18 protein-coding genes, 1 tRNA gene and 1 other RNA gene are annotated in these 26,608 nt (G+C 44.6%); 17 read left to right on the top strand and 3 right to left on the bottom strand.

The window, feature by feature from the left end; all coding sequences use genetic code 11:
* Nucleotides 1-67: 67 nt before the first annotated feature.
* A complete protein-coding gene (gene nifJ / locus ACEW8F_RS13195; RefSeq protein WP_373483936.1) occupies nucleotides 68-3,592 on the top strand; it encodes a pyruvate:ferredoxin (flavodoxin) oxidoreductase in 3,525 nt (1,174 codons plus the stop codon).
* Between the two features lie 132 nt (nucleotides 3,593-3,724).
* Here nifJ and ACEW8F_RS13190 read toward each other — a convergent pair whose 3' ends face one another.
* Nucleotides 3,725-3,982 (bottom strand): hypothetical protein, encoded by a 258-nt coding sequence (locus ACEW8F_RS13190; protein WP_373483935.1) that lies wholly within the window; start codon nucleotides 3,980-3,982, stop codon nucleotides 3,725-3,727.
* 219 nt (nucleotides 3,983-4,201) lie between these two features.
* On the opposite strand from ACEW8F_RS13190, the gene dnaG reads away from it, so the two are divergent.
* From dnaG to ACEW8F_RS13130, 12 genes are all read left to right on the top strand, one after another.
* Complete coding sequence (dnaG, locus tag ACEW8F_RS13185; RefSeq protein ID WP_373483934.1) at nucleotides 4,202-5,980, top strand: DNA primase; 1,779 nt, start codon at nucleotides 4,202-4,204, stop codon at nucleotides 5,978-5,980.
* An 88-nt stretch (nucleotides 5,981-6,068) separates the two neighbouring features.
* A complete protein-coding gene (gene rpoD / locus ACEW8F_RS13180) occupies nucleotides 6,069-7,133 on the top strand; it encodes an RNA polymerase sigma factor RpoD (RefSeq protein ID WP_373483947.1) in 1,065 nt (354 codons plus the stop codon).
* 1 nt (nucleotide 7,134) lies between these two features.
* Nucleotides 7,135-7,836, top strand: a complete 702-nt coding sequence (locus tag ACEW8F_RS13175; protein ID WP_373483933.1) for a tRNA (adenine(22)-N(1))-methyltransferase TrmK — start codon at nucleotides 7,135-7,137, stop codon at nucleotides 7,834-7,836.
* Entirely contained in the window at nucleotides 7,821-8,939 is a 1,119-nt protein-coding gene (locus ACEW8F_RS13170; RefSeq protein ID WP_373483932.1) for a Nif3-like dinuclear metal center hexameric protein, read from the top strand. The genes ACEW8F_RS13175 and ACEW8F_RS13170 overlap by 16 nt, the downstream gene beginning before the upstream one ends.
* A gap of 68 nt (nucleotides 8,940-9,007) precedes the next feature.
* Nucleotides 9,008-9,347: RNase P RNA component class A (gene rnpB, locus ACEW8F_RS13165), an RNA gene on the top strand.
* A gap of 102 nt (nucleotides 9,348-9,449) precedes the next feature.
* On the top strand, nucleotides 9,450-11,297 hold the full coding sequence (locus tag ACEW8F_RS13160) for a phosphoenolpyruvate hydrolase family protein (protein WP_373483931.1): 1,848 nt from the start codon (nucleotides 9,450-9,452) through the stop codon (nucleotides 11,295-11,297).
* A gap of 185 nt (nucleotides 11,298-11,482) precedes the next feature.
* Nucleotides 11,483-12,691 carry a Tm-1-like ATP-binding domain-containing protein gene (locus ACEW8F_RS13155; protein ID WP_373483930.1) on the top strand — a complete coding sequence of 403 codons (1,209 nt, stop codon included), beginning with the start codon at nucleotides 11,483-11,485 and terminating at the stop codon, nucleotides 12,689-12,691.
* 29 nt (nucleotides 12,692-12,720) lie between these two features.
* A complete protein-coding gene (locus tag ACEW8F_RS13150) occupies nucleotides 12,721-13,548 on the top strand; it encodes a phosphoenolpyruvate hydrolase family protein (RefSeq protein WP_373483929.1) in 828 nt (275 codons plus the stop codon).
* Between the two features lie 144 nt (nucleotides 13,549-13,692).
* The gene (locus ACEW8F_RS13145; RefSeq protein WP_373483928.1) at nucleotides 13,693-15,228 is read left to right on the top strand and encodes an FGGY-family carbohydrate kinase; all 1,536 of its coding nucleotides are present in this window, start codon (nucleotides 13,693-13,695) and stop codon (nucleotides 15,226-15,228) included.
* A 61-nt stretch (nucleotides 15,229-15,289) separates the two neighbouring features.
* Nucleotides 15,290-19,525 carry an acyl-CoA dehydratase activase-related protein gene (locus tag ACEW8F_RS13140; RefSeq protein ID WP_373483927.1) on the top strand — a complete coding sequence of 1,412 codons (4,236 nt, stop codon included), beginning with the start codon at nucleotides 15,290-15,292 and terminating at the stop codon, nucleotides 19,523-19,525.
* A gap of 316 nt (nucleotides 19,526-19,841) precedes the next feature.
* Nucleotides 19,842-20,537 (top strand): winged helix-turn-helix domain-containing protein, encoded by a 696-nt coding sequence (locus tag ACEW8F_RS13135; protein WP_373483926.1) that lies wholly within the window; start codon nucleotides 19,842-19,844, stop codon nucleotides 20,535-20,537.
* 9 nt (nucleotides 20,538-20,546) lie between these two features.
* Nucleotides 20,547-22,301 (top strand): ATP-binding protein, encoded by a 1,755-nt coding sequence (locus tag ACEW8F_RS13130; RefSeq protein ID WP_373483925.1) that lies wholly within the window; start codon nucleotides 20,547-20,549, stop codon nucleotides 22,299-22,301.
* Nucleotides 22,302-22,327: 26 nt separating this feature from the next.
* Here ACEW8F_RS13130 and ACEW8F_RS13125 read toward each other — a convergent pair whose 3' ends face one another.
* Both ACEW8F_RS13125 and ACEW8F_RS13120 read right to left on the bottom strand, forming a co-directional pair.
* The gene (locus ACEW8F_RS13125) at nucleotides 22,328-22,864 is read right to left on the bottom strand and encodes a Gx transporter family protein (protein ID WP_373483924.1); all 537 of its coding nucleotides are present in this window, start codon (nucleotides 22,862-22,864) and stop codon (nucleotides 22,328-22,330) included.
* Nucleotides 22,864-23,208 (bottom strand): NusG domain II-containing protein, encoded by a 345-nt coding sequence (locus ACEW8F_RS13120; RefSeq protein ID WP_373483923.1) that lies wholly within the window; start codon nucleotides 23,206-23,208, stop codon nucleotides 22,864-22,866. Before ACEW8F_RS13120 ends, ACEW8F_RS13125 begins: the two co-directional genes overlap by 1 nt.
* Before the next feature lie 140 nt (nucleotides 23,209-23,348).
* On the opposite strand from ACEW8F_RS13120, the gene ACEW8F_RS13115 reads away from it, so the two are divergent.
* The 4 genes from ACEW8F_RS13115 (at nucleotide 23,349) to ACEW8F_RS13100 (ending at nucleotide 26,560) form a co-directional block, all read left to right on the top strand.
* Entirely contained in the window at nucleotides 23,349-24,419 is a 1,071-nt protein-coding gene (locus ACEW8F_RS13115; RefSeq protein ID WP_373483922.1) for an FAD:protein FMN transferase, read from the top strand.
* A 72-nt stretch (nucleotides 24,420-24,491) separates the two neighbouring features.
* A complete protein-coding gene (locus tag ACEW8F_RS13110) occupies nucleotides 24,492-25,649 on the top strand; it encodes a M20 family metallopeptidase (RefSeq protein WP_373483921.1) in 1,158 nt (385 codons plus the stop codon).
* 16 nt (nucleotides 25,650-25,665) lie between these two features.
* Nucleotides 25,666-26,409 carry a class I SAM-dependent methyltransferase gene (locus ACEW8F_RS13105; protein ID WP_373483920.1) on the top strand — a complete coding sequence of 248 codons (744 nt, stop codon included), beginning with the start codon at nucleotides 25,666-25,668 and terminating at the stop codon, nucleotides 26,407-26,409.
* Between the two features lie 75 nt (nucleotides 26,410-26,484).
* Nucleotides 26,485-26,560: transfer RNA gene (locus ACEW8F_RS13100), tRNA-Val, on the top strand.
* Nucleotides 26,561-26,608: the final 48 nt, after the last annotated feature.

Below are 26,608 nucleotides of genomic sequence, written 5' to 3'. Positions count from 1 at the left end.
CATAGATAAAATTTTGCTATTTTAACCATCAACAAAATATTTTGTTTTAATTTCAAGGAGGAAAATCATGCCTAAAAAAATGATGACAATGGATGGAAATAACGCGGCTGCACACGTTGCTTATGCGTTCACCGAGGTTGCTGCTATTTTTCCAATTACCCCTTCATCCACAATGGCCGAATATGCGGATGTTTGGGCTTCCCAGGGACGAAAAAATATCTTTGGTGAAACCGTAAAGGTTTCCGAAATGCAATCTGAAGGTGGCGCCGCCGGCGCGGTTCACGGTTCATTGGCAGCTGGAGCTTTAACCACCACATTTACTGCTTCTCAGGGACTATTACTGATGATCCCGAATATGTATAAAATTGCTGGCGAATTGTTGCCAGGCGTTTTTCATGTCACAGCCCGTACCTTAGCGGCTCAGGCACTTTCTATTTTTGGTGACCATAGTGATGTGATGGCCTGCCGTCAAACAGGTTTTGCTTTATTGGCTTCCGGTGGCGTACAGGAAGTAATGGATCTGGCCGCAATTGCTCATTTAGCCGCCATTAAAAGTCGGGTACCATTTGTGCACTTCTTTGATGGTTTCAGAACTTCACATGAAATTCAAAAAATCGAAGTCATTGATTATGATGTCTTTAAAAAACTGGCTGATTTTGATGCCATCCAGGCATTCCGGGATCACGCCTTGAATCCAGAACATCCGGTAACCCGCGGAACCGCCCAGAATCCCGATATTTACTTCCAGGCCAGAGAAGCCTGCAATCCTTTCTACGATAAAGTACCGGAAATTGTGGCTGACTATATGGAAAAAATTTCAGCAGAAACTGGCCGTGAATATCATTTATTTGATTATTATGGTGCTGATGATGCCGAAAACATCATCGTGGCCATGGGTTCTGTTACCGATACCATCGAAGAAACGATTGATTATTTATTGGCCCAGGGCGAAAAAATCGGACTGATCAAGGTTCGCTTATTCAGACCTTTTGCACCCGAATATTTAATGAAAGTATTGCCAAAAACCGTTAAAAAAATTGCGGTTCTGGATCGTACCAAAGAACCTGGCTCACTGGGCGAACCTTTATACCAGGATATCTGTACCGTGTTCTATGGCAAAGAATTCCAGCCGTTGATTGTTGGCGGTCGCTATGGACTTAGTTCAAAAGACACAACCCCTGCTCAAATTAAAGCAGTTTACGATAATTTAAAACTGGCTGAACCTAAAGGTAAATTCACCATCGGGATTGTCGATGATGTTACTCATACAAACTTGGAACTGGGTGAAAACCTGAATACTGTTCCTGCCGGAACTAAGGGATGTAAATTCTGGGGGCTGGGATCTGATGGAACCGTGGGTGCCAACAAATCAGCAATCAAGATCATTGGTGATCATACCGATTTATATGCTCAGGGTTATTTCTCCTATGACAGTAAAAAATCTGGTGGGGTTACCGTTTCCCACTTGCGCTTTGGTAAAAAACCAATTAAATCGACTTACCTGATTGTCAATTCAGACTTCGTTTCCTGCTCAACCCAAGCCTATGTTAACCAATATGACCTGTTAAAAGGTTTGAAAAAAGGCGGAACATTCCTCCTTAACACTGTTTGGGAAGTAGCCGAACTGGATGAAAAATTACCAGCATCTTTAAAGAAATATATTGCTGACAACGACATTAATTTCTATATCATCAATGCCACAAAAATTGCTGAAGAAATCGGTCTGGGTCGTCGAACCAACATGATTATGCAATCGGCATTCTTTAAACTGGCCGACATTATTCCAATTGAAGATGCGGTTACCTTCTCTAAAGCTGGGATTCAAAAATCCTACGGCAAAAAAGGTCAGAAAATTGTTGATATGAACAACGCTGCTGTTGATCAGGGGATTAATGCTCTGGTTAAAGTGGATGTTCCGGCAGCATGGAAAGAGCTTAAAGCTGACGGCGCAACGGAAGAAAATGTACCAGAATTTATTACTAAGATTCTGCGTCCGATCAACCGATTGGCGGGGGATGATATTCCTGTGTCAGCATTCACCGGTGTCGAAGACGGAACCTTTATGTCTGGTTCTTCAGCCTACGAAAAACGGGGCATTGCCGTTAATGTACCAAAATGGATTCCTGAAAATTGTATCCAGTGTAACCAGTGTTCATTTGTCTGCCCACATGCTGCCATCCGTCCTGTTTTAGTGGATGCTGGTGAAAAAGCTGCGGCGCCAGAAGGATTTACAACGATCAAAGCCACCGGTAAACAATTTGATGGTTTAGAGTACCGTATCCAGGTCAGCACCCTTGACTGTACCGGTTGCGGCAACTGTCAGGATGCCTGCCCGGCTAAAACCAAAGCCCTGGAAATGGAACCAATTGATACCCAGGCTGAACAAATCCCAATGTGGAACTATGCCACTACCGTAAAAATTAAAGATAACCTGATGAATAAAGCAACTGTTAAAGGCAGCCAGTTCTGTCAGCCATTGCTTGAGTTCTCGGGTGCTTGTGCCGGCTGTGGCGAAACACCCTACATTAAAACCATTACCCAATTGTTTGGCGATCGCATGATGGTAGCAAATGCCACCGGTTGTTCATCTATCTGGGGAGCATCCTCACCATCTACGCCTTACTGTGTCAATGCCGAAGGAAAAGGACCTGCCTGGGCCAACTCTTTATTTGAAGATAATGCCGAGTATGGCTTTGGGATGATGCTGGCGACCGAAAAAATGGCCGATACCATTGAAAATTACCTCAAAGAAATCATCGCTGGTGATGCCTCTGAAGCCGTTAAAACAGCGGGACAAGCCTGGATTGACAGCAGAAAAGATGCTGAAGCTTCAAAAATTGCCTCGGCTAAACTGGTTGAAGCGCTGAAAGCCTATACCCCAAGTGAAGCGTTGGCAACCTATGCCAAGTTTATTCTTGATAATCAGGCTTACCTGATTAAGAAATCTCAATGGATTTTTGGTGGCGACGGCTGGGCTTACGATATTGGCTACGGCGGACTGGATCATGTTTTAGCATCACGCAAAAACATTAACGTGCTGGTATTGGATACCGAAATCTACTCCAACACTGGCGGTCAGGCTTCTAAATCAACACCAACCGCGGCGGTGGCACAATTTGCTTCAGCTGGGGAACGGATCAAGAAAAAAGACCTTGGTATGATGGCGGCAACCTACGGCTACGTTTATGTGGCTCAAGTAGCTATGGGTGCTGATAAAAATCAATTTATTAAAGCGCTTCAGGAAGCAGAAGCTTACGATGGTCCTTCACTGATCATTGCCTACGCTCCTTGTATCAACCATGGTATTAAAGGCGGGATGAGCCGTACCCAAACCCACGAAGCATTCGCTGTGGAATCTGGATACTGGCATCTGTACCGATTCAATCCAACTTTGAAAGAAGAAGGAAAAAATCCCTTTATCCTGGATTCTAAAGAACCGGATATGGACAAATTCACCGAATTCCTGGATTCAGAAGTGCGTTACACCTCATTAAAACTGACCTTCCCAGAAGTTTCGGCAACGCTTTATGACAAAGCTAAAGAAGAAGCACTGGAGCGTTACATGGGTTATAAACAAAAATCAGAAATGTAATTGAATCAATAAGTAGAGAAACCCCGAGGGGTTTCTCTTTTGTTTAATCTCAAAAAAGCTCCATTGGTTTTGTCCAATGGAGCTTTTTTTATTAGGGTATTAACCGCTAAATGGAGCCTTTTTAGGGAACTTTTATTTACATTTTTGGGGGGAGGGGTGTCTTCTGATAAATCCATCCAGGTCATCTTCAGGATTATGAACCGTTAACAACATTTTGTCCAAATCAAAATCAAAATCAAAGGTCGTGTCTGATTTTAAATCTTCAAGCACATCCATAATCACTTGACCATCGCCAACATCATCCATGCTGAGAACGGCTTTCCCATGATCATTAAAATTGGCAACTTTCACTTTTTCATTAATGACTTCAATTACACGTTTCTTTTCCATAAAAATACCTCTTTCTTAATAATATTGTGTTTAGTTTTTTATTACCCCAATAATTATATTTTATCCATTGATAATGATTTTTTGAAAGATTAATGAAACTTTATTTTTGTTTAAATTTAAAAATAAAGGATATTAAAACAAGGAGAATTCGATTTCATTTAGAATAAAGATAATAGACCCTTAAAAATCAAGACTTTATTAAAAAAAAGGATAACACAAATGACAACTTACTACTCCGAAGAATTGATACAATCTGTCATCGAAGCAAATGATATTGTGGATCTCGCTTCGGGTTACATGACCTTAAAACGCGTGGGTAACTCTTTCAAGGGTAAATGTCCGTTTCATAATGAAAAAACCGCATCGTTCACGGTTTCCCGGGAAAAACAACTGTATCATTGTTTTGGCTGTGGAGCGGGCGGTAATGCGATTACTTTTATTATGGAAATGGAAAAACTGCCCTTTATCGATGCCCTCAAATTTCTGGCAGCCCGGGTCAATATGAATTTACCGGAAAAGGCAAACCCCGAAGAAGACCACCTGGCTTATGAAAAAAAGAAACGTCTCTATGAATTGCACCGGGAAGCGGCAAACTACTATTATAAGGTTTTAAAAACAAATCGATCAGCCCGGGAATATCTGCAGCAGCGAGGAATCAGTCAGGAAACCATCCGGGAATTTGGTTTGGGTTTTGCCAGTGAAGACTGGAGCCGAATAACCGATTTTCTTCAGACCAAAGGCTTTTCCATGGTGGAAATGCTGGATTCAGGTCTGGTTCTGGCATCGGAAAGCAAACGACATTATGATCGCTTTCGTAGTCGAGTTATGTTTCCGATCGTTAATCCCCGAGGACAGATTGTCGGTTTCGGCGGTCGCCTGATGGAAACTGAGCAAAATGGACCCAAATATCTTAATTCCCCTGAAACTCCGATTTTTTCTAAAAGCTATGAACTCTATAATCTGAATCATTGCAAAAATTTTTTGGAAGAAGGGCAAATATTGATCGTTGAAGGTTATATGGATGTGATCTCCTTGTTTGAAAAAGGGATCAAGAATACCGTGGCAGCATTGGGAACCGCCTTTACCCCATTTCATGGAAAAATCCTGGAGCGCTATGCTAATGAGGTGGTTATTGCCTTTGATGGCGACAGCGCGGGAAAATCGGCAACAGAAAAAGCCATGAATATCTTGAAAAAGACCAGCTTAAATGTTAAAATATTAAACTTGCCGATAAATGAAGATCCGGATTCTTTTGTTCAGAAACATGGCCAGCAGGGATTTAAGGAGTTTATCGCCAAGGCCTTAACAATTGTTGAATACGAACTGGAATTATTAAAAAGAAATAATGACCTTTCCCAAACGGATGGCAGGCTCCGCTATGGTAATGAGGCAATTAGAGTACTGCGACAGCTTGAAACATCAGTTGAAATTGATTATTACAGTAAAATGGTTGCCGGCGATACGGGAATCAATCAGGAAGTGATCCGGCGCGAGGTCTTGCGTTTAAAAACCCGATCCGACAATTCTTCCCCGCTGGTGGCGCTAACCCGCAGCGAAGTATCCCCGCAAAAGATACCCAGGGCATATAAAAAGGCCCAGGAGTTGGCGATCCGCTATTGTTTAAAAACACCGGTCATCATTGATGAGTTCCCGATGAACCATCTGACCGATCCCTTTTACAAAGATCTGCTGCTTACCCTTTCAGAAAAGCGGAAAACAGGTACCCTGATTGAAGTCAATCAGATTATGTCACATTTTGAAGATTCAGAAGCAGTTAAAAAAATAGTTGAGTTTATGATGAACGAGGATGAAGTCTCCCGGTCAGATTATCAAGATGCTTTGGAAATAATGAATCGTTTTTACAATGAAGCTCAGCTTGACAGGCTTTCTGAACAAATTAAAAGAGAATCATCCAATGGTAACGACGATGCGGTGGCACGACTCACCAATCAATTCATAGAGATTAAGAAAATGATGAAAGAAAACGGGAGGCACTAAAATGAAACTAGAGAAAGCAAAAACCGAAGATGTGATCATCGATATAGACGACGACATCATTGAAATTGAAAAAGTTGCCATTGAGCTGATGCCGGAAGTGCAGCAGCTATTAAAGCGTGGAAAATCAAAGGGAAATTTAAATAATCACGATTTTGAAGAAATTCTGGATAAGGCTGATCTTGATCCCGAAGAAATTGATTCCATCTATTTGTACCTGCAAAAAGAAGGAATCGAAATCGCCTTTACCGACCTTGAACTGGAAGCCCTGGAAGCCGCCGAGCTGGAGGAAGAAAACCAGAAAGAACTTGAGCTGGCTGACTCGGTCAGCGTCAATGATCCGGTTCGTTTATACCTGAAAGAAATCGGCAAGGTACCCTTATTGACTGGCGATGAGGAAATGGCTCTGGCCCGTCGGATGGAAGCCGGGGATGATTCAGCAAAAAAAGAATTAGCCGAAGCCAACCTGCGCCTGGTGGTCAGTATCGCCAAGCGTTATGTGGGACGGGGAATGTCGTTTCTGGATCTGATCCAGGAAGGAAACCTGGGCTTGATCAAAGCGGTAGAGAAATTTGACTATACCAAGGGTTTTAAATTCAGTACCTATGCCACCTGGTGGATCCGTCAGGCGATTACCCGGGCGATTGCCGATCAGGCCAGAACGATCCGGATCCCGGTTCATATGGTCGAGACCATTAATAAACTGATCCGGGTTTCCCGGCAATTGTTGCAGGAATATGGACGGGAACCGACCCCCGCAGAAATTGGCAAGGAAATGGGCTTTTCCGAAGAAAAGGTGCGTGAGATTCAAAAGATCGCTCAGGATCCGGTTTCTCTGGAAACCCCAATTGGGGAAGAAGAGGATAGTCATCTGGGCGACTTTATCCCCGATGAAGATGCCCCGGCGCCAGCCGAAGCAGCATCTTATGCGCTGCTGAAAGAACAGCTGATTGAGGTCTTAAACACCCTGACCGAACGGGAAGAAAAGGTGCTGCGATTGCGCTTTGGCCTCGATGATGGCCGGGCCCGGACTTTGGAAGAAGTCGGCAAAGAGTTCAATGTTACCCGTGAACGAATCCGTCAGATTGAAGCCAAGGCCTTACGTAAACTGAGACATCCCAGCCGCAGCAAGAAATTAAAGGATTACCTAACCTAAAATGAAGATTAAGTTAAGCCCAAGACTTGAGGTTATTGCCGGCTGCGTGGCGGGAGTCGAATCGATGGCCGATATTGGCACCGACCACGGTTATCTACCGGTATACCTGGTGGAAAACGAGCTGGTTGCCCGAGCAATCGCCAGTGATACCAATCAACAGCCGCTTAAAAAAGCTCAAAAAATTATCAGTGAACAACAATTGGAAAAGCAGATAGAGACCCGACTTGGTTCGGGTCTTTCTGTGCTTAAACCCGGGGAGGTTGACGCCGTCGTGATGGCCGGCATGGGGGGGCTGCTGATCCGAGACCTGTTGGAAGCTCAGCCAGATATGGCCAGGCAGAAGAAAAAACTGGTGCTCCAGCCGATGAATAACCAGGCGGTACTGCGAAGGTATCTGGAAGCGGCCGGGTTTCGCATTATCAGAGAAGAGCTGGCCCGGGAAGGGGATCGGGTGTATCAGGTGCTTGTTGCCGAACCGGGAAAGATGGTATTTACCAATCCCCTGGAATATGAATTGGGTTTTGAATTTCATGCCCATAAACATCCATTGCTCGGGGCGCTAATCGATCGGAAAATCTTTTTGGAGCAGCAGATTGTCTTAAATACTCGGGGGAAAACCACAGCAGTTGCCGCGAAACAATGGCAGGAAAGTAGTTTGTTTATTGAAAAACTGAATGAGGTGAAAAGATGTCTGTTAAACTAAATAATATCATCCAAATAATTGAAGCTCATGCTCCGGAAAAACTGGCAGAAGACTGGGATAACGTGGGTCTTCAGGTGGGCTCCCGGCAACAGTTCATCAGTCGGGTTCTGCTGACGCTGGATATCACTGCCGATGTGGTCGCAGAAGCCGTTAATAAAAAAGCGGATCTGATCATCGCCCATCATCCGTTTATTTTTAATGGCTTAAAAACCCTGTCAACTGACGGGGAAAAGGGTCAAATTATTGCCCAGCTGATCAAAAATGAAGTAGCTGTTTATGTGGCCCATACCAATTTGGATAAGGCGGCAAAAGGTCTTAATCACTATCTGGCCCTGCGAATGGGGCTGGAAAAGATCAAAACTCTGGAGCCGTCCAATCCCACTGTTTATTATAAACTGGTAGTCTTTGCACCGGTGGAAGTCAGCCAAAAAATCATTGAAGTGTTAGGGAAAAACGGGGCCGGAGCTATTGGTGATTATGATTATTGCACCTATCGTTCATTTGGGACTGGCACTTTCCGCCCACTGGAGGGCGCCAACCCTTTTATCGGAGTGATTAATCAGCTGACCTGTGTTTCGGAAGACCGGATTGAAGCCGTTGTGGCAGCGCCGGATTTAAAGAATCTGATTGCTGCTTTAAAAAGAAATCATCCCTATGAAGAAATGGCCTATGACGTCATCGCCCTGGAAAACGGTGGGCTGATCAATGAAAACGGACTGGGAAAAATTGGAGTTTTCAGCCAACCCATGGAGGCAGCGGAATTCATTGCCCATACCAAAGATCGGCTGGGTCTGGTTGCCTTAAGAGGAGCTGGCAAGGTGCCGGATATTGTGCGTCGGGTGGCCATCTGTTCCGGTGCCGGGGCGGACATGATCGGTCTGGCCAAAGCCAAAAGAGCGGATGTGCTGATCACCGGCGACCTCAAACATCACGACGGGCAGCGGGCTCTGGAAAACAATATCTGGGTTCTGGATGCCGGTCATTATGGCACCGAGAAATGGGTAACCGACTGCTTTCGACAAATGTTGGAAGCCGGTCTGGGAGACGCCTGCCCGGAAATGATCGTGGCCGAATCCGCCCGTGATTTTATTGTGAATTATTAGGGGATGATTTTAATAATCGATGAAAAAATACTTGAAGTTTGAGTGCAGACAGTGTATACTACAGTGATTTAGTAAATCAGATAGTCGCACCCGGAGCAATCCGGTTGAGGAAAGTCCGAGCTCCAGAGAGCAGGGTGCCGGGTAACACCCGGTGGAGGCGACTCTAAGGCAAGTGCAACAGAAAGTATACCGCCAGCAATGGTAAGGATGAAAGGGTGAGGTAAGAGCTCACCAGCGGTGTGGTGACACATCGGCTATGTAAACCCCACCTGGAGCAAGACCAAGAACGGACCTTGAAAGACGGTTGCTCGTCGTTGTCCTATGGTAGGTCGCTAGAATTTATTGGTAACAATAAATCGAGATAGATGACTATTTAAACAGAACTCGGCTTATAGATTTAGTAAATCACAAATGTCAATTAGGACTATTGCAGGAGCCTGCAATAGTCTTTTGCGTTTTTTGACAGGGGGTTGTATAATAAAGCTAGACTTATTTGAGCGGGAGAATACCATGAAGAAAAAAGAAGCCATCGAAAAAATGATCCAGAATAGTTTGAAGATGAACAAACCAGTGATTGGGGTGGCAGTGGGGTCCGGGCTTTTCGCCAAGCAGGCGGTTAAGGGTGGGGCTGATTTATTACTGGCCCTCAGTGCCGGACGGTTTCGATCGGCGGGGATTCCTTCGATTGGTTGTATGATGCCATTTTCCAACAGTAATGAGCTGGTGTTTGACTTTTCCAGCCGCGAAATACTGCCAAAACTTAAAGATCGAGCGGTGATCTGCGGCATTAACGCCACCGATCCCAATTATACTCATCAGGAACTGATTCAAAAAGTTCGGGATCTGGGCTTTAGCGGCGTCAACAATTTTCCAACCATTGGTCTGGTTGATGGACAATTCCGGGAATGGCTGGAGGAGAAAGGGCTGGGCTATGACCAGGAAATAGAATTTATGAAAAAAGCGGTGGCAGCCAACCTTTTTACCATTGCCTTTGTCTTTGATGAGGAGCAGGCCCGATCAATGACCCGGGTGGGTGTAGATGTGGTCTGTGCCCATTTTGGCTGGACCCGGGGGGGCGAAAAATCCGGCAAGGTTTTTTCCACCATTAATGAATGTCTGGAAATGACCGAAGCGATTTTTGCTGCCGTGGATGAGATTAATCCGCGAACCTATAAGATGATCTATGGCGGTCCGATTAATTCTCCGGAGGATGCCTATTATTTTTATAAAAATTCCCAGACCATCGGATATATCGGCGGCTCCAGTTTTGAGCGGATCCCCACCGAGCTGGCGATATCGGAAACGACGGATAAGTTTAAAAATTATTATAAATTAAAACAGGAAAACAAGCATCTCAAGAAAGAACTGCTGAAAAAGCGGGGCTTTGATGAAATTGTCGGTCAAAGTGTGATCATGCAGGACATGTACGAATTAATCAATAAGGTCGCTGATAAGGATGTTAATGTTCTAATTCAGGGCGAAAGCGGAACCGGGAAAGAGCTGGTCGCCAAAGCCCTGCATTTTAACAGTAAACGTTGTCTGGGTCCGCTGATCAAGGTGAACTGTGCCGCTTTGCCGCCTAACTTATTGGAAAGCGAGTTGTTCGGCCATGAAAAGGGGGCCTTTACCGGGGCCGACAAGCGGCGGCTGGGAAAATTTGAACTGGCTAATCATGGTACCCTGTTTCTGGATGAGATCGGTGAAATGGATGTCGATCTTCAGGCGAAGGTGCTGCGGATTATTCAGCAGCAGGAATTTGAACGAGTCGGCGGTGAGAAAACCATCTATGTGGATGTGCGGATCGTTTGTGCTACCAATGTGGATATCAAACAGGCAGTGGCAGATAATCGTTTCCGGGAGGATCTTTACTACCGGCTGAATGTGGTGGAAATCAATACGCCGCCGCTGCGCCGGCATACCGAGGACATTCCGCTGCTATGCAATCGCTTTTTGGAAGAATTTAAAGCGAAGTATCAACTGGAAGAAAAACGGTTGGCTCCCGATACCATGGCTTATCTGATGGAATGTACCTGGCCCGGGAATGTTCGGGAGCTGAAGCATGTCCTGGAAAGAGCTGTGATTCTCAGCGAAGGAAAATACATTAGACGAAATGACATGGCGGTGGAAGAATTGCATAAGACAAAGTCAAAAGCAAAATCCCAGGGTCATGATACGATCGGTTCAGAGATGCTGGCCACCAGTAAGGAACACCTGGAGAGTACCTATATTCTGGGAATTCTCAAGGCCTGCCAATGGAACCGCACCGAAGCAGCCAACCGGATTGGCATTTCCCGGCGGACCCTATACAATAAAATACTCAAATATAATTTATCCATGGAACAGGAATGCATGGATTAAATAATTGGGCAATATTTACTCAGAATGAGAAAATATTGCCCAATTAACTTTTTTGTGAGAAATAACTTTCCCACTCACATCTCTTGAATGGCCGGAACAAAGGGTTTGCTGATTTTAAATCTTGGCACAAACCTTGCGTATTATTAAAGTCAATAAGATAAAAAATATATTCAAGGGGGCATGGAATGAAAAACGTATTAATAGTAGGAACCTTTGATACCAAGGGTCATGAATTCCAGTTTATCAAAGAATTGATTGAAAAGCGGGGTCTCAGCACCACCACCGTGAACTGCGGGGTGATGGGCGAACCATTGTTTGTTCCGGATGTTACCAGTCAAGCGGTTGCCATTGCGGGAGGATCATCCTTAGAAGTGCTGCAACAACAACATGATCGGGGCCTGGGCATTGACGTCATGATGGCTGGGGCTGCTAAAATAACAAAAGATCTCTATGATCAGGGTAAGGTTGATGGGGTCATCAGTCTGGGCGGATCGGCCGGAACCACCATTGGCACCTTTGCCATGAGAAGTCTGCCGGTAGGCGTGCCGAAGATTATGGTTTCTACCGTGGCTTCTGGAGATACCCGGCCTTATGTGGGTGAAAAAGATATCACGATGATGTATTCGGTGGTCGATATTTCAGGGATCAACAGCATTTCCAATCATATTCTGGCCAATGCTGCCAATGCCATTGCCGGTATGGCAAGCTTTGATATTCCAGAACTTAAAGTAGAAAAACCACTGATCGCAGCGACTATGTTTGGTGTCACCACGCCATGTGTAACCGCTGCCAGAGAATATCTTGAAGACCAGGGTTATGAGGTATTAGTATTCCATGCAACCGGAGCTGGTGGCATGGCGATGGAAAGTTTGATTGAAGCCGGCTTTATCAAAGGCGTTTTCGATGCTACTACCACCGAATGGTGTGATGAGGTGGCCGGCGGCGTCTTCACAGCCGGACCAACCAGACTGGAAGCCGCTGCCAAAGCCGGAATTCCGGAGGTCGTTTCGGTAGGAGCATTGGATATGGTCAATTTTGGGGCGATAGAAACCGTTCCGGAAAAATATAAAGACAGAAACCTGTATAAACATAATGCCAGCGTCACCCTGATGCGAACCACCGTTGACGAGTGCTCCCAGATGGGCAAAATTATCGCCAGCAAATTGAATATGGCCACCGGCCCGGTTGCCTTGTATATTCCATTAAAAGGCGTTTCCGCCATTGACGTGGAAGGGGCACCATTCTACGGCCCGGAAGAAGATGCTGAATTGTTTGACCAATTGCGAACAAACATCGACGAAAAAGTCGAACTGGTGGAAATGGATACTGATATCAACGATGAAGCCTTTGCCCTGGCAATGGCAAAAAAATTGATTTCAATGATCGAAGGCTAAGAAGAAAATAGCGAAAAGGAGAGAATAAAATGGCAATAAAACGAGAAGAAGTGTTAAGACGGTTAAGAGAACAGGAAACCAAGGGAATTTCGGTAGTTGGTGCCGGAGCAGGTACCGGGATTTCGGCAAAATGCGCTGAAGCCGGCGGAGTCGATCTGATTATTATTTATAATTCCGGCCGCTACCGGATGGCCGGCCGTGGTTCTTTAGCCGGGCTGCTTTCCTATGGCGATGCCAATGCGATTGTAATGGACATGGCCAGAGAAGTAGTCACGATTGTTAAAGACACGCCAGTTCTGGCCGGAGTTTGCGGAACTGATCCGTTTAGAGATATGGAAATGTTCTTGAAACAGGTAAAAGAAGCCGGATTCTCCGGGGTTCAAAATTTCCCCACAGTCGGTTTAATCGATGGGATATTTAGGCAAAATCTTGAAGAAACAAATATGGGCTACGATCTGGAAGTAGAGATGATAAAAAAAGCGCATGAGCTGGATCTGGTAACGACTCCTTATGTATTTAATGTGGAAGAGGCCGAAAAAATGGCCAAAGCCGGAGCCGATGTTCTGGTTGCCCATATGGGACTGACAACTAAAGGAAGTATCGGCGCATCGTCGGCGAAAACCCTTGATGACTGTGTCAAGTTAACCCAGGATATCTGTGATGCCGGAAAAGCCATCAATCCCGATGTGATGGTCATTGTCCATGGCGGTCCGGTGGCCGAACCAGAAGATGCTAAATATGTACTGGATCGAACCAAAGGTGTCTGCGGCTTCTTTGGAGCATCCAGTATTGAACGGCTCCCCACCGAAATTGCCATTACCAAACAGGTTAAGGATTTCAAAGATATCAAATTATAAAAATACAGCGGTCTAAGTATTTAAAAAATATAAATCAGGCGTTGAATAAAAAGTTTATTCTTTTTATTCAACGCTTTTTTATTTACACTTTCCAACTATTTGGTATAATAGGTTGAAATGAGTGTGATGTCGGGAGAATGAATTTTGAACAACAAAAAAAAGAGTATGCAAAAAAAGAACACAGTTTTGACCATTGATTGTGGCACCAGAGGACTCCGCGGAATTATTTTTGACGAGCAGGGCAATGAGCTGGCTAAAAGTGAAGAATTATTCAAGGGATATTACTCAAAGCACTTTCAGTGGAAGGAAGCTTCCCCGGAAATGTTCTGGAAGGCTCTGGTTAAGGTGGTTCAGGAGCTTAAATCAAAAGACCCGGCTTTGTTCCAGACAATCCAGGGCATGACCGTATCCTGTCAGCGGGACGTTATTACGGTGGTAGATGATAAAGGCCAACCCCTGCGCAATTTCATCAGTTGGCTGGATCGCCGGGAATTGGCAGAACCGTTGCCATATCCCTGGCCATACGCCCTGCTGTTTAAATGTATCGGATTCAGTGCTTATGCAAAATCTTTCAGTAAAACCGCTCATATCAATTGGATCAAGGTTCAGGAACCGGAAATCTGGGCCAAAACCCACAAGGTCGTTTTTCTTTCGACCTATTTTTTGACCCACTTAACTGGAAAAATCGCCGACAGCCGTTCCAACACCGCCGGTCACCTGCCCTTTGATACGAAAAAGAAGCAGTGGTGTGGCAAGTATAATGTAAAAAGTCAGATTCTTCAAGTGGAGCCAGAAAAATGCTATCAGCTGACCGACTCCTGTGAAATCATTGGTCAGTTGACGCCCGAAGCTGCCGCAATCACCGGCTTGCCGGTGAGCTTGCCGATTGTGGCATCAGGCACTGATAAAGGCTGTGAGACGATCGGTGTCGGCGCATTGACCCCGAATATAGCTAGCATTTCCCTGGGAACCCAATCTACGGTCGAGATTACGACCAAAAAATACGTGGAGCTGTATCCTTTTTATCCCTCCTTTGCGGCGGTGGAGAATAATGCCTATAATCCCGAGGTTACTATTTATCACGGCTTTTGGATGGTGGAATGGTACACTGGAGAATTTCTTGATCAGTCTGAGCCCAAAGTTATCCATGAGATCCTCGAGGGTTATCTGGAAACTACCATGCCGGGAGCTGATGGGCTGATTCATCAGCCCTACTGGGGGCGGGAAGCTTTTCGCCCCGAAGCCCGAGGAACCTTTATGGGCTTTAGCGAGGGGCATGATAAACGGCATATTTACCGGGCCATTATTGAAGGCCTGGGATATGCCTTATTGGAAGGGCTGGAACTGATTGAAAGAAAAACAAAGGTTCCGATTCAGGCCGTTGGACTATCTGGCGGCGGTTCCCGGAGCGATGGGGTGGCTCAGATCATGGCCGACATTTTAAACCGGCCGGTTTACCGGGTGCAGACCTTTGAAACCACTGGTTTAGGCGCTGCCATTGCCACCTTTGTGGGCTTAAACCATTATCCGGATATTCAAGCAGCTGGTGAAGCAATGATTCGAAAATCCCGGATCTTTGAACCCAACCCGGAAAATGCAATTAAATATACAGGAATCTATAATAAACTATACAAGCAATTATATCGTCGGGTAAAACCCTTATATCAATCGTATGAATAAAATTAGATAAGATTCAGACAGGATCACAACCGACATGTTAGAGAAGAGGTCATAAAAAACAATGAAAAGCAATTATAAAATGGGCATTGACATCGGCTCCACTACTATTAAAGTAGTGGTTATTGACGACAAAAACGAAATCATCTATGAAGAATACCGGCGTCATTTGTCAAACATCAAAGTCACCATCGTCAATCTTTTAAAAGAAACCTATCAACAGCTGGGGGATTTGGAGGCTCGCGTCTGTGTCACTGGATCCGGGGGACTGATGATCTCCCAATGGCTGGGAATCCCCTTTGTCCAGGAAGTGGTAGCCAGCACCCTGGCGGTGGATCGGATCATTCCCAGAACTGAAGTGGCCATTGAACTGGGCGGCGAAGATGCCAAGATCACTTTTTTCACTGGTACTATCGAACAGCGAATGAACGGCACCTGTGCTGGCGGAACCGGCGCCTTTGTCGATCAGATGGCGACGCTGTTAAAAACCGATGCCGAGGGACTGAATGAATTGTCCAAAACCCACACGATGATTTATCCGATCGCCTCACGATGTGGTGTTTTTTCGAAAACGGATATTCAGCCGCTGATCAATGAAGGGGCTGAGAAAGCCGATATCGCCGCCTCAATTTTTCAGGCGGTGGTCAACCAGACCATTAGCGGATTGGCCTGTGGCCATCCGATCCGGGGGAATGTGGCTTTTTTAGGAGGGCCGCTTTATTTTCTGTCGGAACTACGACAGCGGTTTATTGAGACGCTGAAACTTACCGATGAACAGATCATTTTTCCTGAGAAGTCCAATCTCTTTGTCGCCATGGGAGCGGCCTATTCGGCTGAAAAAGAAGAAAAAATGAAGTTTAAAGATCTGCTTACGGCGGTCGAAAATTTGGATTCAGTTTCAGAAAATGAAGTTGGTCGATTGGAGGCTTTGTTTAAAAACCAGGCAGAGCTTAAGCAGTTCCGGGAACGACATGATAAAAATCAGGTCGTCAAAAAAGCCTTAGCAGAGCATAGCGGCTGCTGCTTTTTAGGGATCGATGTCGGTTCCACCACCACCAAAGCCGTTGTTATCGATAACGATGGCGCTTTGCTGTACAGTTATTATGGTGGCAATGAGGGTAGTCCGCTGGCTCAATCGATTAAAATTATCAAAGAAATTTACGGATCACTGCCGGCCGATGTCTATATCGCTAAGTCTACTGTTACCGGCTATGGCGAAAGCCTGATCAAAAAAGCGCTGAAAATTGACATCGGCGAAATTGAAACCATCGCCCATTATAAAGGCGCAAAATATTTCTGCCCCGAGGTCGATTTTATCCTCGACATTGGCGGTCAGGATATGAAATGCATGAAGATTAAAAACGGTACCATCGACAGCATCATTCTTAATGAAGCCTGCTCTTCCGGTTGTGGTTCGTTTCTGGAAACCTTCGCCAAATCATTAGATCTTGAAATGCATGCCTTTGTCGAAGCCGCATTGATGGCGGAAAACCCGGTGGATTTGGGGACCCGCTGCACTGTTTTTATGAATTCCAAGGTCAAGCAGTCCCAGAAAGAAGGCGCCGAAGTTGGAGATATTTCGGCGGGCCTGTCCTATTCAGTCATCAAAAACGCTCTGCAGAAGGTTATTAAAATTCATAATCCCAAAGAACTGGGCGAACATATCATCGTCCAGGGGGGCACCTTTAACAATCAGGCGGTGCTGCGGACCTTTGAAAAGATTACCGAAAAAAATGTCGTCCGACCCGATATTGCCGGCCTGATGGGAGCCTTTGGAGCGGCCCTGATTGCCCGGGAAAACTATGTTACCGGGGAACGCAGCAATCTTTTGGATTTAGAAGCACTGGACGATTTTCAGGTGGAAGTCGGCCACAAACGCTGCGGCGGCTGCAGTAACAATTGTCTGCTGACGATAAACCGTTTTAACGACGGCAGTCGGCATATTACCGGAAACCGATGTGAGATTGGCGAAGGAAATGTCAAGAAAAATGCCGATCTGCCTAATCTCTATCAATACAAGTATCAGCGGATTTTTAATTATCCCTCGCTGGCTGAAGCAGAAGCACCCCGGGGCAGTATCGGTATTCCCAGAGTGTTAAACCTCTATGAAAATTATCCGTTCTGGCATACCTTTTTTACCCATTTGGGCTATCGGGTGGTGCTGTCGCCGGAATCTAATCGTAAGATTTATGAGAAAGGGATGGAGAGCATCCCGTCAGAGTCAGTCTGCTATCCGGCCAAATTGGCTCATGGCCATATTCAGGCGCTGCTGGATCAGGGCATCAGTCTGATTTTCTATCCCTGTATTCCCTATGAGGAACAAGAGTTTGATGACGTCGATAACTGGTACAATTGTCCTATTGTCATGTCTTATCCGGAAACCATTAAACACAATCAGGATGATGTCCAAAAAGAAGGCATTACCTTTTTAAATCCGTTTCTGCCCTTTGACAATGATCAGCGTCTCGAAGAACGGCTGGCCGAGATTTTCGGCGTTTATGGTATCAATCGTCTGGAAATTACCGAAGCCATGGATGCTGCGATTGCTGAAAAAGAAGCCTTCCGCCGGGACATGGAGAAAAAAGGGGAGGAAACCATTGCCTATTTAAAAGAAACCGGGCAAAAGGGCATCGTTCTGGCCGGTCGGCCCTATCATATCGATCCTGAGGTCAATCATGGTCTGGATCATATCATTACTGGTTTGGACATGGCCGTGCTCACCGAAGACGCCATTGCCCATCTCTATCATCCTAAAGAAGAGCAGCGCTTTCGGGTTCTGGATCAGTGGAAATATCACAGTCGCTTATATAAGGCCGCGGAGGTGGTTAACCAGTATGATTTTCTGGAACTGGTGCAACTGACTTCGTTTGGTTGCGGACTGGATGCGGTGACCTCAGAGCAAACCCAGGAAATCCTGGAAAATCATGGTAATATTTATACCCTGATTAAAATTGACGAGGTCAATAATCTGGGCGCCATCCGAATTCGGATGCGATCGTTAAAAGCGGCGATGATCGAGCGGGAGAAAAACAATATTGTAGTGGACCCAACCCCGATGAAGCAGCGGGTGGTCTTTACCAAAGCGATGAAAAAGAAGCATACCCTGCTGGCTCCCCAGATGTCACCGATCCACTTTGACTTTCTGGAAGAGGCGATGGAGAAATTTGGCTATCACATCGAGGTCATGCCCAGCGTTGACAATGCCGCCATTGACGAAGGGTTAACCTATGTCAATAACGACGCCTGCTATCCCACCATTATCACCACCGGCCAGATTATGGCCGCCTTGAAATCGGGAAGATACGATCTCGATAATGTGTCCGTTTTGATGACTCAGACCGGCGGACCCTGCCGCGCATCCAACTATGTGGCTTTTATCAGAAAAGCCCTGGAATCGGCCGGTATGTCCCAAATTCCGGTTATTTCCCTGAGTGCCATCGGTCTGGAAAAGAACCCCGGGTTTAAACTCACGCTGCCACTGTTAAGTATGCTACTAGTGGGAATTGTTTACGGTGATCTGCTCCAGAGAGTAGTCAGCGCCACCCGGCCCTATGAGCTCCACCCCGGTTCCACCGAAGAGTTGTATCAATACTGGCGCAAAAAAATAAAAGCCAGTTTGAAAAATGGCAATCTCCGGGATTTCAAAGAGAATGTCCGGGCCATTGTTAACGAATTTGATGCGCTGCCACGAAACGGCAAAAAACTGCCGAAGGTCGCCATTGTCGGCGAAATTCTGGTGAAATACCATCCTACTGCCAATAACAATCTCCAGGCCGTATTGGAAGCCGAAGGTGCCGAGGTGGTGATGCCGGACCTGATGGATTTCTTCCTGTACTGTGCTTACAATCAGGTCTTTAAATATGAGGAATTGTCAGGTAAACGGAGATCAATGAAGAGTGCTAAACTGCTGATTAAATTTTTGGAGTTTTCCCGAAAAAATATGAAGATTGCGCTGGATGCCAGCACCCACTTCCATGCCCCCTCGACCATAGAGAAAAAGGCTAAAAAAGCTCAGGAACTCATTTCCCTGGGAAATCAGGGCGGCGAAGGCTGGTTCCTCACCGCCGAAATGATGGAGTTAATCGATGATGGGGTGGAGAATATTGTTTGTGTCCAACCCTTTGCCTGTCTGCCCAACCACGTCATGGGAAAAGGGATGATCAAACCAATCCGTCAAAAATATCCGCTATCCAACATTGCTCCCATCGACTACGACCCGGGAGCCAGCGAAGTCAATCAGCTGAACCGGATCAAATTGATGATGGAAACCGCCAAGCGGAATCTTGATCGGAAGAATTAGGAAATTAAATAAGAAAAAATCAAAAAAAGACTGGCCTCTTCAGGTCAGTCTTTTTGGTTATGAATTTTGCAAAAAAAAGAACCGCTTCAGAAGAAACAGCTCGTTTTTCTAAATGAAAAAGGGGAGTAATTCATTTAGTGATAAAGGATTATATGTGATAATGTCATTATATGGAGATCAAACAAAGAATACAATCATTATTTTTCCTATAACGTTTTCAGAATTTTGTAATAGTTTACAATTTAATCTAAAATTTACATAATTGCATTACAGGATATGGTATAATCTCGTTAAACTAAAATAACAAGGAGTCAAGATGAAAAAAATACTGATAATAGAAGACGAGTTAAATATATATGAGCTGATTAAATTTAACCTCGAAACCCATGGATTTGAAGTGGAAGGCGTGCAGGATGGCGCATTGGCCATTGAAAAGATCCTGGATGTTTTGCCGGATTTGATAATTCTGGATCTGATGTTGCCGGGAAAAGACGGTATCAGTATTTGCCGGGAAATTCGGGCAAATGCGATCATATCCTATATTCCCATTATCATGCTGACCGCTAAAAGTGAGGAATTCGACAAGGTCCTGGGACTTGAAATTGGTGCGGATGACTACATTACCAAGCCCTTTGGTGTCAAAGAACTATGTGCCCGGGTCAAGGCGGTTTTAAGACGGACCGAAATCCTCTTGTCAAAAGAAGATGAAACCATTGTTGTGGGCGATTTGCATATCGAACCAAAGGCTTTTGAAGTCTATCAAAACGGGGAAAAACTGGCCCTTACCCTTAAAGAATATGAACTGCTGGTATTTTTAGCCAAGCATCGCGGCCAGGTATTAACCCGGGATCAATTACTGGACCAGATATGGGGATTTGATTATTATGGCGAGACGCGAACCGTGGATGTTCATATTCGGTATTTAAGAAAAAAAATAGAAGAACAATCTGAAGATGGAAAAAAGTATATCGAAACCGTTCGTGGTGTTGGGTATCGTTTTATTGAGAAATAGGAGAGTGAGATGAAAAAACGCCTGTCTATTTCACTTACGATCATTATCGTTGTCAGCATCGCGATCTGTGGTTTATTTACCACCATCAGCTATCGTCAGAGTTATTACGCTGATACCGAGAATAACATTAAAAAAAGTGGCAATTATATTATGAACTATCTGCTGCCGGATTTTCTGGAAACTGGAAACAAAGAAAATATGGATCATTTCGCTAAAAGCACGAATGTACGAATGACGATCATCAATCCTCAGGGGGAGGTCATCTATGAATCAGTACAGGATCTGGGTAAGCTGGAGAATCATAAAAATCGGCCGGAAATTCTCGGCGCTTTAGAAGGAAATCAAACAACCGAGGTTCGTTTCTCCAATACCGTCAAGGACGAAATGATTTATGTCGCGACCCCGTATTTTGATGAAGATCAATCGGTTGAAGCAGTATTGCGAATTTCGATGCCGGTGAATGCTATGGATGATGCGATGTTTGAAATGATCAACAATATTATTTTTGTAATACTAACAACAATTCTGGCGACAACGCTGCTGATTAATTATTTCATTAACCGGGAGCTGAAACCCTTGGAAGATGCCTCTGTCTTTGCCAGACAAATCGCCTCGGGAAAATATGGACAGCAACTCACGATGATCCGTGAAGATCAGATTGGGGAACTGGTGGAATCCCTTAATCAAATGTCGGTCCAACTCAATAGCTCGTTTACCGAGATGAACCAGAAGAACGCCGAGCTTACCGCCATCTTATCCAATATGAATCACGGTGTCATCGCCATTGATAAAAAGAATCACATCGTTCATTTAAATGAAGCCGCACGCAAGGTATTGCGGATTCCCATGAAGGAAGCAGTGATCGGGAAAAATATCCTGGAGGTCTATCGGGAGTCCTTTATTCTGGAACTGATGAACTATCTTGGAAATGATGCCTGTGAAAAAATGAGCTTTGAATCCCGGATTCATTCAAATCAGGTATTACGGGTCTATATTAATCAGATTGAAGAAAATAACAGCATCAACGGTCATATTATTATTTTTGAGGACATTACCCTGTTGAAAAATCTGGAAAAAATGCGTCGGGACTTTGTGGCCAATGTTTCCCACGAGCTAAAAACACCGATTACTACTATTAAAGGTTTTATTGAAACCATCCAGGTGAATCAAATCACTGATCCTAAAACTCTGGAACGGTTTTATTCCATTATCTACGAAGAAAGCGATCGCCTTAGCCGCCTGGTCAGTGATATCCTAGTTTTATCGCAACTGGAAAACAAAGGGGGATTTGACAGAAAATTCGAATTGCTGCATATCGATACGGAAATTATGCAGATTTTTGATATTCTTAAGCTGAGCGCCGAAGAAAAAGCCACAGCTCTGGTATTGACCTGTGAAGAATCCATCGAATTGGAGTTTGTGCCGGATGAATTCCGACAAATGATGATTAATCTCATTGACAACGCCATTAAATATTCGGAACCGGGGCAGCGGGTGGAAGTCGTCTTATCAGAGCAAGCGGAAGACGTTATTGTTCAAGTTCGGGATCATGGTTATGGGATTCCGGAAAAGGATGTTGACCGGATATTTGAGCGGTTTTATCGGGTCGATAAGAGCCGTTCTAAAGAAAAAGGCGGCACTGGTCTGGGTCTGGCCATTGTTAAACACATTATCCATAATAACCGGGGAAAAATAACTGTTACCAGCCAGGTTGGCGAAGGAACAGAATTTAAGATCCAACTGCCAAAATATAAAGATCAATAAAAAAATAGCCGGTCAGTTTTGACCGGCTATTTTTTTTGAGGCAGGTTCAGTTTTGAGAAGATGGTGGTTTTACCAAGCAGACGCATCAGTTCCCGGGCGGTGATGCCGATAAATAGCCCGGTGGGAATGGCCAGCAGCATCAGGAAAAGAAAATACAGCAACAGACTGGTGGTTTGGACAACAATGGCAGCGACAATGACCTGACCCAGATTATGGGAAATGGCACCGAAAACACTGATCAGAACAATCGAGATGTTATCTTTGACAAAGTGAAGCAGCAGGCTCATCACCAGCAGACTTAACAGGCCGCCGCCAAGACTGTAAACAATGGAAAAGCCGCCGCCAAACAGGAATCCGGATAAAAATATCCGGGCGATCACCACCAGTAAGGTCAAAGGCCATCCTAGGGTCAACAGCGAGACCAGGGTGATAATATTAGGCAGACCAATTTTGGCACCGGGAATCGGCAGCGGCAAGGGGATCAAACTTTCAATATAACTGAGAATCAGGGCCATGGCCACATATAGACTGAGAATAACCAGTCGGTAGGCTTTTGAATTCATCAGGACTCACCGGTGATGATTTCTACAACCAGTTTGTGAGGCAGACACACAATGGTTTCCCCAGGGCTGGAAATGGGATAGGTTCGGACACAAATATGGTCGGGACAGTCAGCATCAATCATTTTAGCAGATCGCCCTGAAATTTCGAGGGTATTTGAACCGGAAGCATCAGTAAAGGTTTCGGTGTGATCTTCGGAGAGTGGAAATACAGCGATAACTTCACCCTGGCGGGTGACCCGTACAGAAAGCGGTTCATCGGTTACGGTAAATAAATAAAAAGCGGCAATACCGATTAAACTGACAGCAACTAAGCCAATAATAATAATGATTTCGTTTTTTTTCATGGAGACCTCTTTAATATTAATATAAGAACGCTCTTATTTTATCTGAAAAATAGTCAGGGGTAAAGTCTTTACCATTTTTTTATGCTTTTTTTCAGAGACTTTGGTATAATAAAGTTATTTGTTAAAGGAATTGGTGTAATATGAATCGAATAAGCGTGAAAAATCAGGGATGGAAAATCATTGGGTTGGGTGTGGCTGTACTATTTCTGATGGTATTGTTATCGGGATGTGATCAGGGAAAAACAGTGTCCCGCAGTGATTTTTTACTGGACACATTTGTCAGTATAACTCTTTATGGGGAATCCGACGAGAGTTTGTTGGATAAACCCTTCGAACGGATTGCCGCATTAAACAGCAGTCTCACCGCCTTTGACGCTGCAAGCGATCTGGGGTTGATTAAAGAAAATGCCGGAATTAAGCCAGTTATCATCTCCGAAGATACCTACAGAATCATCGAAAAAAGCCTTGAGTATTCCCAAAAATCAGATGGATATTTCGACGTGACCATCGGTCCATTAGTGGATCTCTGGGGCATTCATTCTCCGGAAACAAAAGAAGCCCCTGTGCCAGAAGCCATCAATGAGGCGAAAGCGAAAATAGATTATACTAAAATTGTTATGAATCCAGGTGATCAATCCGTTTATTTAACCGATGCAGGGATGTCTGTGAATCTGGGAGCCATCGCCAAAGGTTATATCGCCGATGAGGTAATGGCGGTTCTCAAAGAAGAAGGGGTGGAGCATGCCATCATCAATCTTGGGGGAAATGTGTTGGTGATGGGCGGAAAAGCTGATAAAACCGATTTCGGAGTTGGGGTTGAAGATCCCCGAAATCCCGGCAATGGATACCTTGGGGTCTTATCCCTCAAAGATGGCTCGGTGGTGACATCGGGAGATTATCAACGCTATTTTGTGGATGCAGCCGGAAAAAGATACCATCATATTTTAGACCCATTTACCGGTTATCCTGCAGACTCAGGACTGATTCAGGTAACCGTGGTTACCGCTGCTTCAGTGGATGCCGACAGCTTGTCGACGACCCTGTTTTTATTAGGTCTTGATGAAGGATTAAAAAAGGTTGAGGACTGGCCGGATATGGAAGCTATTTTTATCACCAATGAAAATAAGATCGTTGTCACCAATGGTTTAAAAGATGCGTTCGTGTTTGATGAAGAAAATTATGGCAGTACTTATACCATGATAGTGCGTTAACCATTGTGTGATTCTATCATATCAGGTATGATAAGATAGAATTTTGATGAGATCAAAAAAAGAAGGAACAAAATGCAATATAGTGAGATAGTGAAAAATTATAAAAATGAAGCAATAAAACTGCGGCGTGAACTGCATCGCATTCCGGAAGAGGGATTTGATTTAATAAAAACTCAGGATTACCTGATCAATTACCTGGTAAACCTGGGATATCAGCCGGAAAAAGTTTGTGAGACCGGTCTGATTCTATATATACAAGGACAATGCGATGACGATGCCATTGCTTTTCGAGCCGATATGGATGCCCTTTGTATCCTGGAAGAAGCTGATCACAATTATGTTTCCCGCCATCCGGGGTGGATGCATGCCTGTGGACATGACGGCCATATGACGATGAATCTACTCTTGGCTAAATATCTGGCCGATTTTCCCAATCAACGCAAGCGAAGTGTGCTATTGATCTTTCAGCCAGGAGAAGAAGGCCCTGGCGGCGCAAAACCAATGATTGATGCCGGGATCTTCAAAAGACATCCGGTTAAAGCTATCTTTGGTTATCATCTTTTTCCATTCCTCGATGAAGGCAAGCTGGGGACAAAGGCCGGGCCGATGATGGGGCAAAACAGCGAGTTTTTCATCACCGTACATGGTGTCAGCGGGCATGCTGCTGAACCGCAGCGGTCAATGGATGCCATCGTCGCCAGTGCTTCCCTAATCACCTGTCTTCAGAGTATTGTCAGTCGAAATACCAATCCGATGGAGAGTGTGGTTATCTCGATTGGATTGCTCAACGGTGGAACCCGGGTGAATGTTGTGGCCGATGAGGTCAAGCTTGGGGGGACTATCCGTTCATTTAGCGATAAAAGTCATGAGAAGCTGCATCGTCGGATTGGGGAAGTCGTCAAAGGGGTAGAACTAACCCATGGCTGTAACATTGAACTGAAATTTGTCGAAATGTATCCGCCCGTCGTCAATGATGAAAAACTTTTTGAGATTTTTAAAGAATTGATTCCGCTGGAAAAAAGGGTCAGGTTTCGAAAAGTCATGCTGTCCGAGGATTTTTCCTATTTTCAGCTAGAAGTTCCGGGTTTATATATTGGGTTGGGAACTGGCAATGACGAAAAAGGATTCAATAAAAACCTCCATACCTCAGATTTTAACTTTGACGAGACGGTCTTGTTAAAGGGGCTGGAAGCGTCACTTAAATTTATCGACTATTCAAAAAAATATTAAAACAGGAGAGCTAATTATGTACGAAGAATTTGCACAGGTTTATGATGAACTGATGAAAGAAATAGATTATTCGAAATGGTCCGATTATGTACAGCGTTTATTTTTTAATAGCAAGCGGGATGTCAAAACTGTTTTAGAATTTGGCTGCGGAACAGGGAATATTACCTGTAATCTGGCTCAAAAGGGACTGAGTATGACGGCAGTGGATTTATCCGAAGCAATGCTGACTGTAGCAGATGAGAAAGCAGATCGGATGGGACTCAAAAATATTCAGTTCTATTTGGGTGATATGAGTAATTTCCAAATCAATCAAACCTTTGACGCCGTTATTTCCTGTTGCGACAGTGTGAATTATTTGCCTGATCTGGAAGCCTTACAAAGTTTTTTTCTGAGCAGCTTTGAATGTCTGGAAAGCGAAGGGATTCTGCTTTTTGATGTTAACACGGTGACTAAATACAAAAAAACGATTATGGATAATACCTATGTTTATGATCTGGATGATATATTCTGTGTTTGGGAAAACGAACCTGATTTTGCAAAAAACGCCATGCATTTTAATCTGACATTTTTCGAGAAAAACAAGAATGGCACCTATAATCGTCATGAGGAGACCCAGGTTCAGTATTTCTATACCATCGAAGACATTCATCGATGTCTGACCACTATTGGTTTTAAGAATATGAAGTATTATGATTTCGGAACATTCCTGCAAGGCAGTAACGAAGGCGAGCGGATTCAGGTCATTGCCGAAAAAAGATAAAAATTTAAAAAAATCAATAAAATAGTTGACAATTAGTTTTTGCAGCCGTATAATAACACTTGTATCTCAACTGATGGTCGCATAGCTCAGCTGGGAGAGCACCTGCCTTACAAGCAGGGGGTCACAGGTTCGAGCCCTGTTGCGACCACCATTTTTTATACATGCGGCCTGGTAGTTCAGTTGGTTAGAATGCCAGCCT

Origin of the sequence: Acetobacterium sp. (assembly GCF_041752335.1) — a bacterium.
GTDB lineage: Bacteria > Bacillota > Clostridia > Eubacteriales > Eubacteriaceae > Acetobacterium.
The sequence above is the reverse complement of the archived record's forward strand: the minus strand, read 5'-3'. Positions and strand labels throughout refer to the sequence as shown.